This window comes from Pseudomonas sp. MPDS (assembly GCF_013283895.1).
In the GTDB taxonomy this organism is placed as follows: Bacteria; Pseudomonadota; Gammaproteobacteria; order Pseudomonadales; family Pseudomonadaceae; genus Aquipseudomonas; species Aquipseudomonas rhizophila.
On record NZ_CP054128.1, the window covers coordinates 3169810 to 3186797 of the forward strand.

Annotated in this window: 9 protein-coding genes; 3 read left to right on the forward strand and 6 right to left on the reverse strand. The window is 61.3% G+C overall.

Translation table 11 applies throughout. The annotated features are described in order from the left end of the window. Nucleotides 1–23 precede the first annotated feature (23 nt). Nucleotides 24–5636 carry a putative Ig domain-containing protein gene (locus HQ912_RS13935; protein WP_173406913.1) on the reverse strand — a complete coding sequence of 1871 codons (5613 nt, stop codon included), beginning with the start codon at nucleotides 5634–5636 and terminating at the stop codon, nucleotides 24–26. Nucleotides 5637–6029: 393 nt separating this feature from the next. On the opposite strand from HQ912_RS13935, the gene HQ912_RS13940 reads away from it, so the two are divergent. The 3 genes from HQ912_RS13940 to hemN all read left to right on the forward strand — a co-directional run bounded on the left by HQ912_RS13940 (nucleotide 6030) and on the right by hemN (nucleotide 9334). Continuing rightward, nucleotides 6030–6473: a CopD family copper resistance protein gene (locus HQ912_RS13940; protein ID WP_047225813.1), complete on the forward strand. Its 444-nt coding sequence runs from the start codon at nucleotides 6030–6032 to the stop codon at nucleotides 6471–6473. A 96-nt stretch (nucleotides 6474–6569) separates the two neighbouring features. Beyond that, complete coding sequence (locus HQ912_RS13945) at nucleotides 6570–7949, forward strand: coproporphyrinogen III oxidase (RefSeq protein WP_047225814.1); 1380 nt, start codon at nucleotides 6570–6572, stop codon at nucleotides 7947–7949. Next, nucleotides 7946–9334, forward strand: a complete 1389-nt coding sequence (hemN, locus tag HQ912_RS13950; protein ID WP_076384477.1) for an oxygen-independent coproporphyrinogen III oxidase — start codon at nucleotides 7946–7948, stop codon at nucleotides 9332–9334. Before HQ912_RS13945 ends, hemN begins: the two co-directional genes overlap by 4 nt. Before the next feature lie 75 nt (nucleotides 9335–9409). Here the strand turns inward: hemN and HQ912_RS13955 are convergent, their stop codons facing one another. The 5 genes from HQ912_RS13955 to HQ912_RS13975 all read right to left on the reverse strand — a co-directional run bounded on the left by HQ912_RS13955 (nucleotide 9410) and on the right by HQ912_RS13975 (nucleotide 16747). Continuing rightward, entirely contained in the window at nucleotides 9410–12067 is a 2658-nt protein-coding gene (locus HQ912_RS13955; RefSeq protein ID WP_173406914.1) for an excinuclease ABC subunit UvrA, read from the reverse strand. 295 nt (nucleotides 12068–12362) lie between these two features. Continuing rightward, complete coding sequence (locus HQ912_RS13960; protein ID WP_047225877.1) at nucleotides 12363–13328, reverse strand: phosphoribosyltransferase; 966 nt, start codon at nucleotides 13326–13328, stop codon at nucleotides 12363–12365. Between the two features lie 128 nt (nucleotides 13329–13456). Beyond that, nucleotides 13457–13906: a DoxX family protein gene (locus tag HQ912_RS13965; RefSeq protein ID WP_173406915.1), complete on the reverse strand. Its 450-nt coding sequence runs from the start codon at nucleotides 13904–13906 to the stop codon at nucleotides 13457–13459. 150 nt (nucleotides 13907–14056) lie between these two features. After that, on the reverse strand, nucleotides 14057–15616 hold the full coding sequence (locus tag HQ912_RS13970; RefSeq protein ID WP_260990029.1) for a GMC family oxidoreductase: 1560 nt from the start codon (nucleotides 15614–15616) through the stop codon (nucleotides 14057–14059). Between the two features lie 369 nt (nucleotides 15617–15985). Then, complete coding sequence (locus tag HQ912_RS13975) at nucleotides 15986–16747, reverse strand: alpha/beta hydrolase (protein ID WP_047225817.1); 762 nt, start codon at nucleotides 16745–16747, stop codon at nucleotides 15986–15988. Between the last annotated feature and the right edge of the window lie 241 nt (nucleotides 16748–16988).

The following is a 16988-nucleotide window of genomic DNA, read 5'->3' on the forward strand; positions in this document are numbered from 1 at the left end:
GTTGATCGATCTGCCTGCTCCCGTCAGGCCGTGAAGTCGCTGGCATGCAGCTCCTTGACCCCCACCAGTTCGAATTCGAACTCGGCGCTGGCGTCGGCATTTACACTGCCGTAGAGGATGCCATCGGCAAAGCGCAGTTGACCGGTGGCATCGGCGCTAAAGGCATTGCTGCCAATGAACGTGAAGGTGTCGATCTCGGCGGTCAGCGGATTGGCGTCCAACCCGGTGAAGTCCAGTTGGTCGAACTCGGTGCTCTTGAAGCCGCTGATGACATCGCGTAGCGCCCCGACGCCCATGTCCGACAGTGCTTCGAATGCGTATGTGTCTGCACCCGTACCGCCGCTCAGGCTGTCAGTGCCTGCGCCGCCGATCAACCGGTCATCGCCCGAGCCACCCACCAGCGTATCGTTGCCCGCCCCACCGTTGAGCACGTTGGCGCCGCTGTTACCCGTCAGGTTGTCGGCGTAGGCACTGCCGGTCAGGTTCTCGACATACTTGAAGGTGTCAAGGCCCGAACCCACGGTGTTCTGTTGCGCGGAGGTGGACAGGGTGGCCGTGACACCGGCCATGGCCCGTTCGAACGAGACCGTGTCATTGCCATCACGGCCGTCCAGCACGTTGTTGCCGGCCCCGGCAAACAGTATGTTGTCCAACGCATTACCGGTGCCATTGGCGGCGTCGGGGGTATCGATGTACAGGTTTTCGACGTTGTTGTTGAGGGTATAGGCCGTCAAGCTGCTGTGCACGCTGTCGATCCCGCCAGACACCGGGTTGCTGTTGGTCTCGATCACGGTATCGCCGGTGTTGTCGACATAGTAAGTGTCGTTGCCATCGCCCCCGCTCATGCTGTCGGCCCCGGCGGCGCCATCAAGCACGTTGTTGGCGGCGTTCCCGGTGATGAAATTGCGCCGTTCATTGCCGGTGCCGTTGATGTCCGATACGCCGGTGAGCACCAGATTCTCCAGGTTATCGCCCAACGTCCAACTGACCGAGGCCTGCACCGTGTCGATCTGTGCGGTCGAGGTGTTGCTTTCCACCACGCTGTCGAACGCGTTGTCGACCACATAGATGTCGTTGCCGTCGCCGCCGGTCAAGCTGTCGGCGCCCAGGTCTCCGTCCAGGGTGTCGTTGCCCGAGCTGCCCACCAGCGTATCTGCCTGGTCGGTACCGGAAATCATCCCGCCTTCGTTCTGGGCATCATCGAATATGTCCTGCACGCTGTTGTTGTCATCAGGATTGCCCTGGAAACCCAGGTCATCGGCGATGTAATCGGCCAGGCGCTGGCCGACGATTTCCGCCGATTCCTCGTGCAAGTGCCAGACGTCGTCGGGATACACCAGTGGGTCGACTTCGTAGCGCAAGGGCAGATCGGTGTAGTCCACGGCCAGTTTCACGTCCGCGCGCTCGGCGGCGATGGCCTCCTGGGTGGCGCGGACATAACCGACACCTTCGACAATGTCGGCGATCTTCTCTTCCGAATAGCCACGGGCACGCGCCGCGTCCTGTTGGTAGTGCCCGGTCTCCATCAGGTACACGTTGAAACTGCCGAACTGGGCGTGCAGGTAATCAAACACGGCCAGCGTTGCGGTCTTGTAGGCCGCCGCTGCAGCTTCCTTGTCGGAGGCACGGGCGATCTCCTGGGCCGCTTCCTCGCCTTGGCCCCAAACAATGCCCATGGTGACGTTGTCGATGGCCCTGAGCTCGGCAAGCTGATCCTGCAACAACGCCACGGCGCGCAACAGCGCAGGCCCCGGTTGGTTGGTGTCGGTCAGCCACCAGCACAACTTGAGCTCCTCGGCGCCCAGGGTCGACAGGCCATTGACCGTACTGCCACCCACCGCGATGTCGATGCCATTGCCGTCGGCATCCTCGAACTGACTGCGTACGTCATAAGAGGTGTACTTGTTCAGGTCATTGACCAGCATCGACGTACCGGACTGATCATCGTCCTCAGTCATGCGCAGCAGGCGCGCATTGGACTGGCCGAGGGTCGGCAGGTAGAGGATGTCCTGCTGGGCGCGCTCGCCGAACACGAAGTCATCGGCGGTCAGGGTGTTGAGGTAGTTACCGCTGAGGGCGATTTCGAAGCGATTGCCGTCGGCGTCCGCTTCGCTGGATTTGATGTAGGTCTTGTCGCCGGCCGAGTTGAGGGTCATGTACAGCGTGCCGTTGCTGCCATTGCCGAGGCCGAGATAGCCCAGGCCGGAGACATCGATCTTGTCGACACCCACGGTGAAGTCATAGATCGTGTCCGTGGCCGTGACCCCGCCGGTGTCGTAGTCGCGATAGCTGTCGAGCACGTTGGTGTAGCGGAAGGTGTCGGCACCGTCGCCACCGTACAACGAGTCGCGACCGGCGCCACCATCGACAATGTCCGCGCCAGTGCCGGCCCTGATCGTGTCGTTGCCGCCCAGGCCGAGGATCAAGTCCGCGCCCGCGGTGCCAGTGAGGGATTCGGCGTTGTTGGTTCCGGTGATGGTATTGTCCGGCGCATCGGCCACTGCCAGGGCGAAGCTGTCGCTCACCGAGGCACCTGACGGATCGGTGGCCTTGACCAGTACGTTGTAGTTGCCTGCCGCCGTGCTGGTGGGTGTGCCAGCGAAAGTCAGATTGCTGGCATTGAAGCTCAGCCAGGCGGGCAGGGCGCTGCCATCGGCCAAGGTGGCGGTGTAGGTCAGCACATCCTGATTGGCGTCGCTGAAGCTGTCGGAGGTCACGGTGTAGGTGAACGGCGTACTTTCGGTGGCGTTCTGGTCGAGCAGGGGGATAACCACCACGGGCGCCACATTGCTGGGGGTGTTCTCGTCGGCGAAGACGAAATGACTGGCGGTCAGGCTGCTGACCAGGTTACCCGCCAACGACACTTCGAAACGGTTGCCGTTGGCATCGACCGTGAGGTCTTTGAGGTAGGTGCGGTTGGTCGAGCTGCTGTAGGTCACCTGCAGTGTGCCGCCCTGGCCATTGCCCAGTCCGGTGTAGCCGAGGGCCGATACATCGATCTTGTCGGCGGCCACGTCGAAATCGAGGATCTGGTCACTGGCGCTGGTGGAACTGGTGCGGTAGCTGTCGAGTTTGGAGGTATAGCGAAACACGTCGGCACCCGCGCCGCCGGTGAGTTTGTCCACGCCAGTGCCGCCCACCAGAATGTCGTTGCCAGCCCCGCCATTGAGGGTGTCGTTACCGGCGCCGCCATACAGTTGTTCGTTGGCCGCGGTACCGGTCAACGTGTCGTTGTTCGGCGTGCCATTGATCACGATGGGCGCGGCGGGCACGTCCTGCACCGCCAGGGTGAAGCTGTCGCTGACGGTGGCGTTGCTGCCGTCGGTCGCCGTGACCTGTATGGAATACGTGCCTGATGCTGTATCGGTTGGCGTGCCGCTGAATGTGCGGCTGGCGGCATCGAACACCAGCCAGCCGGGCAGGGCGCTGCCGTTGGCGAGGGTGGCTGTATAGCTGAGGCTGTCGTTGTCCGGGTCGGTAAAACTGGTGGCTGGCACCACGTAGCTGAACGGAGTGTTTTCGGTCGCATTCTGATCCAGCAACGGCGTGGCCAACACCGGTGCCTGATTGGTGGGCGAGGCGGTGGCGAAGACAAAATTGGCGCTGGTCAATGTGTCGAGGTAGTTACCCTCCAGCGCCACTTCGAAGCGGTTGCCATTGGCGTCAGCGGTCAGGGATTTGATGTAGGTCTTGGTCCCGGCGCTGTTGAGTACCACGTACACGGTGTCGTTCTTGCCGTCGCCAAGGCCGGTGAAGCCCATGGCCGACAGATCGATCTTGTCGGCGCTGACATCGAAATCGGTGATCACATCGCCCAGGTTGACGCCGCCGGTGTTGTAGTTGCGGTAGCTGTCCAGACGGTTGGAAAACACAAAGGTATCGGCCCCGGTGCCACCAGTGAGGGTGTCCATGCCGGCACCGCCGTCGAGTTTGTCGTCGCCCGCGCCACCACTGAGGCTGTCGTTGCCCGCCAGACCCAGCAGGGTGTCGGCCGAGTCACTGCCGATCAGCGAGTCACTGCCACTGGTGCCGGTGACCACCCGATTGAAGATGAAGTTGCTGGCGGTCAGGGTACTGGTCAGGTTGCCCGACAGAATCAGCTCGAAGCGATTGCCGCTGGCGTCGGCATCGTAATCCTTGATGTAGGTGCGGTCGCTGCTGGCGCTGTAGCTGATCTGCAATGTGCCGCCACGGCCATTGCCCAGGCCGGTGAAGCCCAGGCCCGCGAGGTCAATCTTGTCCTGGGTAACGTCGAAATCAGTGATGGTGTCGTCGAAGCTGGTGGTGGCGTTGCGGTAACTGTCGGACTGGCTGGCGAAGCGGAACGTATCGGCGCCGGTGCCGCCAGTCAGTCTGTCGATGCCCGCGCCACCCACCAGGATGTCGTCACCCGCGCCGCCATTGATGGTGTCATTGCCGGCACCGCCGTAGAAAATCTCGTTGGCGGCGCTGCCCAGCAAGGTGTCGTTGCCGGCGGTACCTTGCACGGTGGTCACCGGTACCGTGGCGCTGACATAGCTGCCGTCGCCATAGACCAGCGTCGCGCCCTTACTGGTGTGACTGATGGTGTTGGCGATGATCGCATTGCGGTCGGTGCCGTCTTCGTTGCGTTCGGCAACGCCGTAGGTCGACAGGTCGCTGCCGCTGATGATGTTGCCCTGGATCAGGTTGTCGCTGCCGTTGAAGTAGCGACCGGACACGCCCAGGGTGTCGTCGTAGGACTGGATGATGATTTCCGGTACCGGATTGCCCAGGGAGTTGTTGTTGAGGGTGTTGTCGATGACTTCAACGTGGTTGCTGCCGTAGATGCGGATCCCGGCGCTGGCGTTGTCGTGGATGTCGACGCCGCTGACGGTGACGTCGCTGGACAGCTTGATCAGTACGCCTTCGCCGCCGTTGCCATACACCTCGCCGCCGGTGATGGTGATGTTGCTGGGGGAGGGGATGTCCTCGCTGCCGCGCTGCACCACGATACCGTTGCCGCCGTTGTTGTAGGCAACGTTATTGGTGAGGGTGAAGTCGTGGGTGCTGGTGACGACGTTGAAACCGTGGCGGTCATTGTCGTAGGCGACGTTGTTTTCAAAGGTGCTGTCACTGAGGAAGTCAGCAACAAAACCGTCCAGGCCGTTGCCGTGGGACACGCTGTTCTTGATGACCATGTTGACGGTCTGCTCGTGGGGGTCGAAGCCGTACCCGGAGCAATCCTTGATCTCGACGCTGTCGAGGGTGACGTTGGAGTCGTAGCCTTCTTCGCCGGGAATGTAGCCGTTGAACCAGCCGTCGATCTTGCCTGTGGTGTTGTCGCGATTGCCGTCGATGGTGAGATGGCTGACGCCGAAATCGTGGGTTTCTTCACCGTAGGCCGAGCGGATGATGCCGGTGATCTTGGTGTCGGAGCCGTCGGCCACCTTGACGGTGGTTTCGCCCATGCCGTCGCCGTACAAATAGACGTTGCTCTTGAGCATCAGGCAACCGTCGGAGGGTTCCTCGCCGGCCGAAACGATGTAAGTCCCGGTCGGCATGTACACCTGCCCGCCGCCTGCGGCAGCCGCCGCATCAATGGCACTTTGTATTGCCGCCGTGTCGTCGGTGATGCCATCTCCTTTGGCGCCAAAATTTTGTACGTTGAAAATCATGAGCTTATCTCCGTATCGGGCTGGAACCACGGTAGAAGCCAATATTCCATCGGCGGCCACCGTGTTATGACCCGCAGGAGCGCAAAAGTTGTGACCGCATATCGGCAAAGCGTCAAAAAAACGAACGAGCTGATCAACGGTCGGAACGACTTCAACAACAGGTAACGTTCTGTTGACGCTTTTGGGTTCACACAACCCTTGTGGAAGCGAGCCTGCTCGCGATAGCGGTGTGTCAGTCGATGGGATGCAAGCCGAACCGACGCTATCGCGAGCAGGCTCGCTCCCACAGGTGCTGTATCGGGTTTCCTTGATTGGCATCAACCCCCAATCCGAAGCCGCGGGATAACCTCGACTAAACCATCGCCCGATGATTCAGGGGCGACCGAGGAGCCCATGAGCTATCCGCTATTCCTGACATTGCACCTGTTTGCCGCGCTGGTTTTCATTGGCACGGTGTTCTTCGAGGTGCTGTTCCTGGAGAGCATCCGCAAACAGCTGCCCGCCAAAGTCATGGTGCTGCTGGAACAGGGCATCAGCCGGCGTGCCCGGCAGTTGATGCCCTGGGTGTTGCTGACGCTGTTCGGTGCCGGCGCTGCCATGGTCTGGCTGCGGTACTGGCCGACGCTTTCCGCGCCATGGGAGTCTTCTTTCGGGTTGCTGCTGGGCCTGAAAATAGCCTTGGCGGGCAGCGTACTCGGGCATTTCCTCTGGGCCATGTGGCTGTTCAGAAGCGCCCGCATGAACGCCCGTTACGTGCAGATCATCCATACCAGCGTGTTCATTCATCTGCTGGCAATCGTGCTGTTGGCCAAGGGGATGTTTTACCTGACCTGGTGAGCGGTTGCGGGACGTATGCAAGGCGCTTGATACAGGTCAAGGCGACCCATCGGGACAAGTCCGACACTGTGCCTGCGCAGCCATTCGGAGATTGTCATGTTCGACCTGTTCCACACCCCCGGTGATCGAGCCCCGCGCCGTACCCCGGCGGTGGCTGATGTCGATTGCCCGGTCGGTACGCGCAAATTCCATACGGGGGTTGGCTCGCTCGATCTGCTTCGGGAGTTGCGCGACAGCCGCCATAAACGGCGGCCGCTGTCCCTGGCGGTGCATCTGCCTTCGCGCTTGCGTTTGTCATCGTGTTCGCCCCTGGCGAGCGTGTGCCGGTGTGGCGAGATCGAGGGCTATCTGCAACACCTGACCTATGAAATCGGATTGGTCGGTTGTCACTTGGGCGCAGGGCGTCGGGTCGAGGCGTTCTGCCTGACTGGCGGTACGCCGGTGATCGCCCATTTGCAGCGGCTGATGGATGACCTGCGCAAACGTTTCGAGTTCTGTGAATACGACAGCGCCGAACACAGCATCGAGGTCGACCTGCATCACACCGACTGGTCCACCATGGGGCTGATTCGCGACCAAGGGTTCACCCACGTCAGCATCGGCGTGCCAGACATTGGCCTGGACAGCGATTTGTCCGTGGATTGCTATCAGAACCCGGCACCGATTCATTCGCTGATCGATGCCGCGCGAACCTTCGGTTTCCGTTCCATCAACATCGATCTCGGTTATGGCCATGCCTGGCAAACGCCCCACAGCTTCGCGCGCAAACTGGCCACGCTGATCGAACTGGAGCCCGACCGGCTGCATGTGTTCGACTACGCCCATGCGCCGTATCGTTATCGTTCGAAAAAACACCAAGCGGCGGATGCCTTCAGCAGCCAGGCCGATACAGACACCATGCGCCAAATCTGCTGCGAGCAACTGACCGGGGCGGGGTATCACTACATCGGGTTGGGGCAGTTCGTCAGGGCGGACGATGACCTGGCCGTCGCCCAAGAGCACGGACGCCTGCACCGCAATTGCCAGGGTTTCACTCGGCGCGGTTGCTGTGACCACTTGGGTTTCGGCCTGTCGGCCATCACCCAGATCGAACACTTGTACGTGCAGAACACCGATGACCTGCTGGAGTACTGCCAGCAGCTGGACGCCGGGCAGTTGCCTGTGTGTCGCGGCTGGCGCTGTGAAGCGCAGGACCTGCTCAGGGCCGCAGTGACCGAGCAACTTGCCTGCGACCTGGAGCTGGATATCCCGGCCATGGAAGCGCGTTTCGGCGTGGTGTTGCGCGATTATTTCGCGTCCATCTGGCCGCAGCTGGAGGTATTGCGCAGCCAGGGTTTGATCGAATTGACCAGCCGTTTTATTGGCATCTTGCCCGCCGGGCGCCTGAGTGTGGATGCGATCTGCAATCTGTTCGATCCAGTTCCCGACGACGCAGGCACTTTGACCGGCCCCTTTGACAGGTTGACCCCATCATGAATGCTGTATCCGCTTTCAATCGCGCCCTGGTCGAGAAGTACGACCGTCCGGGGCCGCGCTACACCTCCTATCCGACGGCCCCGCAGTTCCATCAGGCCTTTGCCATGGATGAGTACCGCCAGGCCGCCGAGCTGAGCAACCAGGCCCCGGTGCCCAAACCCTTGTCGGTCTACATCCATATTCCGTTCTGCCAGAGCCTTTGCTACTACTGCGCGTGCAACAAAATCATTACTCGCAAGACTCATCGCGCCGCTGAATACCTGACTTACCTCAAGCGTGAGATCGGCCTGCAGGCGGCGTTGTTCGACCGTTCGCGCAAACTGACGCAACTGCACCTGGGCGGTGGCACGCCGACCTATCTGACCCATGAGCAACTGGCCGATCTGATGGAGTGCCTGCACCAGGCGTTCGACATGGACGACAGTGACGCCCATGAGTTTTCCATCGAGGTCGATCCGCGGACCATCGATGCCCAACAGATCCAGGGGCTGCGCCAGCTGGGGTTCAATCGCCTGAGCTTCGGCGTCCAGGATTTCGATGCCCAGGTGCAAGCCGCGGTCAATCGGGTGCAGAGCGAGGCCCAGGTCGTCGAGTTGGTGGAGGCGGCCCGGCTGGCGCGTTTCAAGTCCGTCAGTGTCGATCTGATCTACGGCTTGCCGCTGCAAACCATCGCCAGTTTCGATGTGACCCTGAGCAAGATCATCGCCCTGCGTCCCGACCGGATCGCCGCCTACAGCTATGCGCATCTGCCGCAACGGGTGCGGGCGCAACGGATGATCCGACCCGAAGACATGCCGCCGCCGGAGCGCAAGCTGGAGTTGCTGGAACTGACCATCAATCGTCTGACCGAAGCCGGTTATGTCTACATCGGCATGGACCATTTCGCCTTGCCGGACGACGAGTTGGTGCGCGCTCGGGTCCAGGGCACGCTGCAACGCAACTTCCAGGGGTATTCCACCCATGCCGATTGCGATTTGATCGGCCTGGGTGTGTCTTCGATCGGTAAGGTCGGTGACAGCTATGGTCAGAACGTCAAGGAGCTTTCTCAGTACTACGCTCGCCTGGATCAAGGCCTGCTGCCGGTGCAGCGCGGCTATCGCCTGAGCGACGATGACCGGTTGCGCCGCGAGGTCATCAGCGAGTTGATGTGCCATGGACGGATCGATTTCACCCGGGTCCAGATCAGTCACGGTGTGGGTTTCAACGAGTACTTTGCCGATGCCCTGGTCCGGCTTCAGGAACTGGTGCGCGACGGACTGCTGGAGATCCACCCCGACTCGCTGGTGCTGCTGCCCCAGGGGCAATTGATGATGCGCAACGTGGCCATGGCTTTCGACGCGTACTTGGGCGTCGACCAGACGGTCCAGTATTCGCGTACGGTTTGACGAGCGCTCCCGCTGGCTGCGCAGCCAGCGGGGATAACCCCCTCGCCGCAGGGCGTGCGCCAGGCAGGTTGCCCTTCAACCTCCAGGCTGCAGCACCCTGCCCAGAAAGGCCGCCGTTCGACTTTCCTGGCATTTCGCGACCTTCGCCGGAGCCCCGCATACCACGACTTTCCCGCCCTGGCTCCCAGCGCCCGGGCCGATGTCGATGACCCAATCACTCTGCGCCACCACGCGCATGTCATGCTCCACCACAACCACGCTGTGGCCTTCATCCACCAGGCGATTCAACTGCACCAGCAAGCGATCCACGTCCTGGGGATGCAAGCCGTTGGTTGGCTCATCCAGCACGTACAAAGTGGCGCCCCGGGCTTTGCGCTGCAGCTCGGTGGCCAGTTTGATGCGCTGGGCCTCGCCGCCGGACAGTTCCGTGGCCGGTTGGCCCAGGCGCAGATAACCCAGCCCGATATCCTGCAGCACTTGCAGTGAGCGCTTCGCCGACGCCTGCTCGGCAAACACCTCCAGTGCCTGATTCACGGTCAGTTGCAAAACCTGAGCGATGTTCAGCCCCTGCCAGTTCACTTCAAGGGTCTGGGGGTTGTAGCGATCTCCGTGGCACGTGGGGCAGGGTGCATACACGCTGGGCATGAACAACAGCTCGACGCTGACGAAGCCCTCGCCCTCGCAGGTTTCGCAACGGCCTTTGGCGACATTGAAGGAGAACTGTCCGGCATCGAAACCCAGTTCCTGCGCCTGAGGCGTGGCGGCGAACAATTTACGTACGTGATCGAACAGCCCGGTGTAGGTGGCGAGGTTGGAGCGCGGGGTGCGGCCGATGGGTTTCTGGTCCACCTGGACCAGCCGCTTGACCGACTCGAGTCCGGCGGTGACGTGGCCACCGCTGGTTTGCAGCGGTTCATCTTCCAGGCTTTGTTCGTCGGCTTCGGCGTTGTGGCTGGCCTGGCCCAGATGGCCACCCACCAGGTCCAGCAGGGCCTGGCTGACGAGGCTGGATTTACCCGAGCCGGAAATGCCGGTCACGGCGCTGAAGCAACCCAAGGGAAAGGCGGCGCTGAGGTTATCCAGATTGTTGCGGGTGATGCCTTCCAGGCGTAGCCAATCCTTGGGTGTTCGAGGCGTGCGCCCCGCAGCGCTGTCCTGGGCAAACAGGTAGGCGCGGGTGCGTGACTCCGGCACCTGCCGCAGGCCCGCGGGCGGGCCGCTGTAGAGGATTTTTCCGCCTTGTTCCCCCGCGTCGGGGCCGACGTCGATGAGCCAGTCGGCGCGGCGCATGGTGTCCAGGTCGTGTTCGACCACAAACACCGAATTACCCGAGGCCTTGAGGCGTTGCAGGGCTTGGAACAGCGCTTCGCTGTCGGCCGGGTGCAGGCCGGCGGAGGGTTCATCCAGCACATAGATCACGCCGAACAGCTGGGAGTTGAGCTGGGTTGCCAGGCGCAGGCGTTGCAGCTCGCCGGAAGACAGCGTCGGTGTGCTGCGCTCCAGGGCCAGGTAGCCGAGGCCCAGGTCGATCAAGGTGACGATGCGCTCCAGCAATTCAGCGGCGATGCGTTGGGCGGCCAGGCGTTTTTCCAGGGACAGATTGTGGGTGTGGCGTGCATCAGGCCCACCGGCGTGGGGATTTTCACCCCGGGCGGCGCGTTGCTCGCGGGCCTCGCGGGTTTGCTGGTGGGTGAGGGTTGTTCCCGGTTCCTCGGCTTGTGCCAGATAATCGGGGGCGGCAACGCCCTTGAGCACCTCGGCCAGTTCCAGCAACGGCAGGTGGGACAGTTCGGCGATGTCCAGGCCGGCAAAGGTCACCGTCAGTGCCTGGCGCTTGAGGCGTTTACCTTCGCACACCGGGCAAGGGCTGGCGCGCATGTATTGCGCCACGCGTTTGCGCATCTGGGCGCTTTGGGAGTGCATGAACGTGTGCAGCAGGTAGCGTCGGGCGCCGCTGAACGTGCCTTGATAGCTGGGCTCGAGTTTGCGCTTGAGGGCTGCGCGGGTCTGGGCCGGGGTGAGCCCGGCGTACACCGGGACAGTGGGGGTTTCTTCGGTGAAGAGAATCCAGTCACGCTGCTTTTTGGGCAGATCGCGCCAAGGAACGTCGACGTCATAACCCAGGGTTACCAGGATGTCTCGCAGGTTCTGGCCCTGCCAGGCCATGGGCCAGGCCGCCACGGCGCGTTCGCGGATGGTCAACGAAGGGTCCGGCACCATGGACGCTTCGGTCACTTCATAGACCCGGCCCAGGCCGTGGCACTGCTGGCAGGCGCCCTGAGGCGTGTTGGGCGAGAAATCCTCGGCGTACAGCATCGGTTGGTCGGCCGGGTAGCTACCCGCTCGGGAGTAGAGCATGCGGATCAGGCTCGACAAGGTGGTGACGCTGCCCACCGAGGATCGCGCGCTGGGCGTGCCGCGCTGCTGTTGCAAGGCCACCGCTGGCGGCAGACCTTCGATACTGTCCACGTCCGGCACGCCCACCTGGTCGATCAGGCGCCGGGCATAAGGCGCGACTGACTCGAAATAACGGCGCTGGGCTTCGGCATAAAGCGTGGAAAAGGCCAGCGACGACTTGCCCGACCCCGACACGCCAGTGAATACCACCAGGGCATCGCGAGGGATGTCGACGTCGACATTCTTGAGGTTGTGCTCGCGGGCGCCACGCACCCGGACGAAACCGGTGTCTTCAGGCAATGGCGAAGCGGAGGCGGGACCGGAGCGTGGGGGCATGGAGCGTTCCTTGTTTGCGTCTGTTCAACGCGTGGAGGCTTTCTGGCGAAACGGCGTCACTCGGAGAGTGGAACCTGAGTCACAGCACTGATATTTATGCGACCGGGTTCGTCGATTCTCGTGCAATAAAAATTTTCTCCGAAGCGAAGAGATGAGAAAAGCTTCGCAATTGTCATGGAAACGGACCCCGGATGCCTCGATCAAAGCTGTTCACTGCTCTGTTTGTTGCGCTGCTGTGGATGATAACCAGCGTGGCCCGCAGTGATAACCAGCGGCGTGTTCGCCATTTTCGCGTTCAGGATGGCGCCCCAGGCGTACCGTGTTTCCAATCTGCCGCGCCGATCAATCTTCCCCGGCCGCACCCGGCATCCCACCAGATGACCCGCAGCAAAGGCGCTTGCTGCGCGATCAGGATCGCTTGTGTCGGGTCGCTTTCAACGAAGTGCGTGCACCCCAATTGTACGCATGCCCGGGCTTTGTAGAGGGCAACCTGTTCTGGGCTGTCGTTGCACGAGCGGGTATCTCTCATGATCAGCGGTGTCCCGCTATGGCCGTGCTGGCTTAGCCAGGCTTGAGTACGAACGCGATCCATCTCCGGGCGCCCGGTGATAATCGCCTTCACCCGCCCCAGAGGTGGCAGTTGCTTGAAGGGCTCGAGGCGGTCGCGTTCGCCAAGCGCCGCACTCAAGTCCGCCGCATAACGTTGGAGCGGGATATCTGGAAGCAGTATTCCGTCGAGGTCGATGGCGTACACGTCGTAATCATGGTCATGGGCCATCCTGCCGGTACGCCCGCCACCGGTGTCGATCCAGCGATCGCGATAGGCGCAGGTAAGGGCTTGGCGCTCCCAAGGGAACTGCAAGAAATACCCTCGCCCGTCCAGCCCGTAATCGGGGCGTATACCGCTTAGGTCGTCAAAGCCGACAGTGAAAACCCTCACGATCAATCCCCTGCGCTGCAAGAATGCCAGGCAGTCCTTCAGGGTGTGCCCGGTGCCAGCGATGTCTTCACAGAGCAACACCTTGCTGCCTGGTGGAGGAAGGGGGATCGACGAGTCCCAAATCACGCTCCGATCGACCCGGTAATAGCGCAAAAAGGCCGGTTCAACGCCCGTGGCATGCGAGACCATCAGCGCTAAGGGGCCTCCACCTCGCAATATACCGATGATGCTACTGAACGCTTCTTCGAGAAGCGTAGGCTGTATCGACGCGACCAAGCGATCCATCTGCTCATACGAGATAGGCAGCACGGGTTTGAGCACGTGCGATTTCTGGACAGACACTGTTTTATCCGGTGATGAAAGCGAGTGTTCGGTGGGTGCTTGATGGCCCTACGGAGCCGTGACAGGGCTATGGGGTTGGCACAGGGTTCGATGTCCAGTCGTTTGACTCACCACCGTCGGCGTCTATTAAGGAAAGTCTGAAGGACAGATCGCGATACTCGCCCTTTGCTTTCAACCAACGGCAGCAGAGAACGGACGGCATCGCTGCGCAGGTAAAGCGAAGCCCAGGCCGCAATGCCCAACATCCCACTGATGATCTGCGAGGCGGAGCCCAATTCACCCAGGCGCAAATGGGTGCAAATGGCACCACCCAGGAATCCTGTCACCAGTATTGCGCCCAACACGGCGGTTCTCGGAATCATGTAGAGCACGGTGCAAACCAGGATGATGCTGCCAATGACAGAGGAGAGGTGATCGGGGAATCCGGTCAGCTCCATGTTTTTTGCGAGGACTTGGGGCGCGAAAATATTCACACCGGCGTCGGCAAGTAATGCCAACACCACCAGAGCGCCCAGGACTCTGCCCGTCCAGTGCGCGACGCTGGTTTTTTTCTGCATATCTGAAATCATGATTATGACCGTGGTAAAACTCATTGGGTGGGTTGACGCACACGCGTTAATTCAAGCAAGGCCCGGTTCTCCCGCAGGGTTCGGCGCAGCCCTCGGCGAGTGGCCGGCTCGAACACAGTCACCGGCGCCTGCTGACGCTCAAAGCTCGTAAGTGGTCCATATAGCCTCCACGGCCCGCTCACCGATCACGACGCACGGAGCCATCGTATTGCCGCTCGTGACATGCGGCATGATGGAGGCATCGGCAATGCGCAGGCCCTGGACTCCATAGACTCGCAGTTGACCATCGACCACGGACATCGCGTCCTGGCCCATTTTTGCCGTACCGCATTGGTGCCAGTAAGTAACGGCAGCGTTGCGAGCGTAATGTTCGAGCGATTGGGTGTTGAGTTTTCCAGGCAGGCTTTCACGTTTGACCAAGCCCTTGAAGGGCGCCTGCGCGCCCAGTTCCTGGACAAATCGGATGTTTTCCAGCGCGTTGCGCCGGTCGGTCGGATGCGACAGCGTGTTGGGTTCAATGATGGGGGCATCGGTCACATTCGGGCCGCTGAGCTTGACCCGGCCGCGACTTTCCGGATGGGCAAGGCCAGCGAACATTGTCCAGCCATGTGCGGGAACGCCGAGTGAGGCGTTCTCTGCGCTGGGCACTGGAAATTCAACTTGGCAGTGGAACATATCGGGGAGATGCAAAGCGCTTTCGCTGCTCCAGTAGAGCGTCGCCTCCGAGCCGCCGTAACCCACCGGCTGTGGAGCCGCGTATTCGAAAATAACGGCAAAGGACACGTGGTCCTGATGATTGGCGCCAACGCCGGGGAGATGCTGGACGAGCGGAATACCATGGCGCTGCAGTTCCTCCTCCGGCCCCACGCCTGATTGCATCAGGACCTTGGGGGTGTTGACCGCCCCCAACGAAAGAATGACTTCGTGATCGGCGTAAAAGCACTCGATCTGCCCATCTTTTATGGTTTGTACGCCGATGGCGCGTTGGTCCCTGAAGAGCACGCGACTGACAAGCGTATAAGTCAGGACCGTGAGGTTGGGCTGACCACAGCGTGGAGCGACGTAGGCGCGGTAAATGGAATTACGCCGGCCGTCCTTGACGATGAGGTCGTTCAAGGCTGCACCTCCGCGGCCTTCCATCATGGCGCCGTTCGGGTTCTCGAAAGCCGGTATACCCATGCCGGCAGCCGCACTGATCATGGCGTTGGCAATCGGTTGGGCGTCTCGCACAGGCGCGACATGAACCGGTCCGCCCTTGCCGCGACGCACCGGATCGCAGGTGCCCTGATAGTCTTCCACGCGTTGATAAATTTTCAGGACCGACGCGTAGTTCCACGCCGGGTCGCCACTGAGTGCGGCGAAGTCTTCCCAGTCGTTTTTATGGCCGCGGGCCCACAGCATGACATTGACGCTGGACCCGCCCCCCAAGCCGCGGCCCATATTCAATGGGATTTTCCGGTCGTTGAGATGAGGGTTCGCGGCGCCCACGAAGTTCCAGTCGCGCTCGGTGCCCAGGTTCAGCGGCCAATTCCCCGGTTCCAGCACGTGGGGGTGGTCATCGCTGCCTCCCGCCTCGATGAGCAACACTTCCACCTCGGGATTCTCGGCCAGTCGTCCGGCCACGACGGAGCCGGCGGTTCCCGCGCCACAGACGATGAAATCGAAATGGTGTTTATTCCGTGCGCAATTCATAGGCATGAGCGAGGTTCCTTGGTCGGGGTGGTATCGCTCGCCAGGTTCAAGCGTAGATCGAGGTGCAAAATCATTGCTGGGGAGAACATGCGGTGAATCTCGCTAGGGTATTGATAGGGGAAGCCGGGCACGATGACGGGTCAATCGACTGCCGTTTTGTTTGCTGGGCAATGAGTGACGGCAGGGGGGCAAAAGGTTCCAACGGATGTTTGCCGGCGGCTGGGTAGCAGGAGGCGAAGCTCAATCTCGCCAGATGTGATGACTGCTGCGAGGGAAGTGCGTTGCGTCCGAGCTTCCGCCAACCTGTCCTGAGACCGGTTGCAATCCATCCTGACGCAGCACTTCCCTCGATCCCGGCGCAGAAGAGGCCTGAAATTATTGGCTCTTCTGAACAGCCTGGATGATGACTTTTGCAACATCTGCCGGGCGTGACTGTTGCGGCACGTGGCTGGCGTCGATTTCGGTGACCTTGGCACCGATCTTCTTGGCGAAAGCTCGCTGCAGATCAGGCTGGATCATCCGGTCTTCCTTGGCCACGACGTACCAGGATGGCTTGCCTTTCCAGGCGGCGGCGCTGGTTTTGTCATCGAATGCCGAGGCGCGGATCGGCCCTTGCGTCGCGGCCATTACCGCGGTTTGCTCTGCGGAAAGATCCTGGGCAAAACCGGTGGCCATGCCCTCGGCAGTCATGTACAAGAAACCGTTTTTGTCGGCGGCGATGTCTTTCACGCCGGACGGAGCAGGGTAGTCCTTGCCCAGGTCTTTACTGGCTTGACCGGCATCCGGAGCGAACGCGGCGACGTACACCAGGCTGCGTACTTTCTTGTCGGTGCCAGCCTCGCTGATGACGGTACCGCCCCAGGAGTGGCCGACCAATACGACATCGTTCTCCTGGTTGTTCAGCACACGTTGCGTGGCGGCGACATCGTCAGCCAGCGAGGTCAGCGGGTTTTGTACCACGGTGACCTTGATGCCTTCCGCCTGCAGCAGCGGGACGACCTTGCCCCAATCGGATCCGTCGGCGAAAGCGCCATGGACGATGACGACAGAAGGTTGCTGCGCCGCGGCATGGACCGCGCCGCCGAACAATGAACAGGTCATGGCGAGTGTGAGGGCAAGGGCCTTGGGTTTGAACATGATGCGATCTCCTGTATGGGGTGAGCGCAGTTTCAGCAATACTCGGCGGCTGAGGTATCGGTCATTTATCCGAGGCCGTGAATAATGTTCAATCGAATGCCCGGAGGAAACGACATGTCGGCAGGTGGCGCGGCTGCGCGGGGACCGGTGGCTCACTTGGACCAGCCGCCTGATTGCGTCGAGCCCGGCACTCGGAGGAGTTCATTTCCTCAACTTGATTTCAATCAAGGGCCGCGCAGGG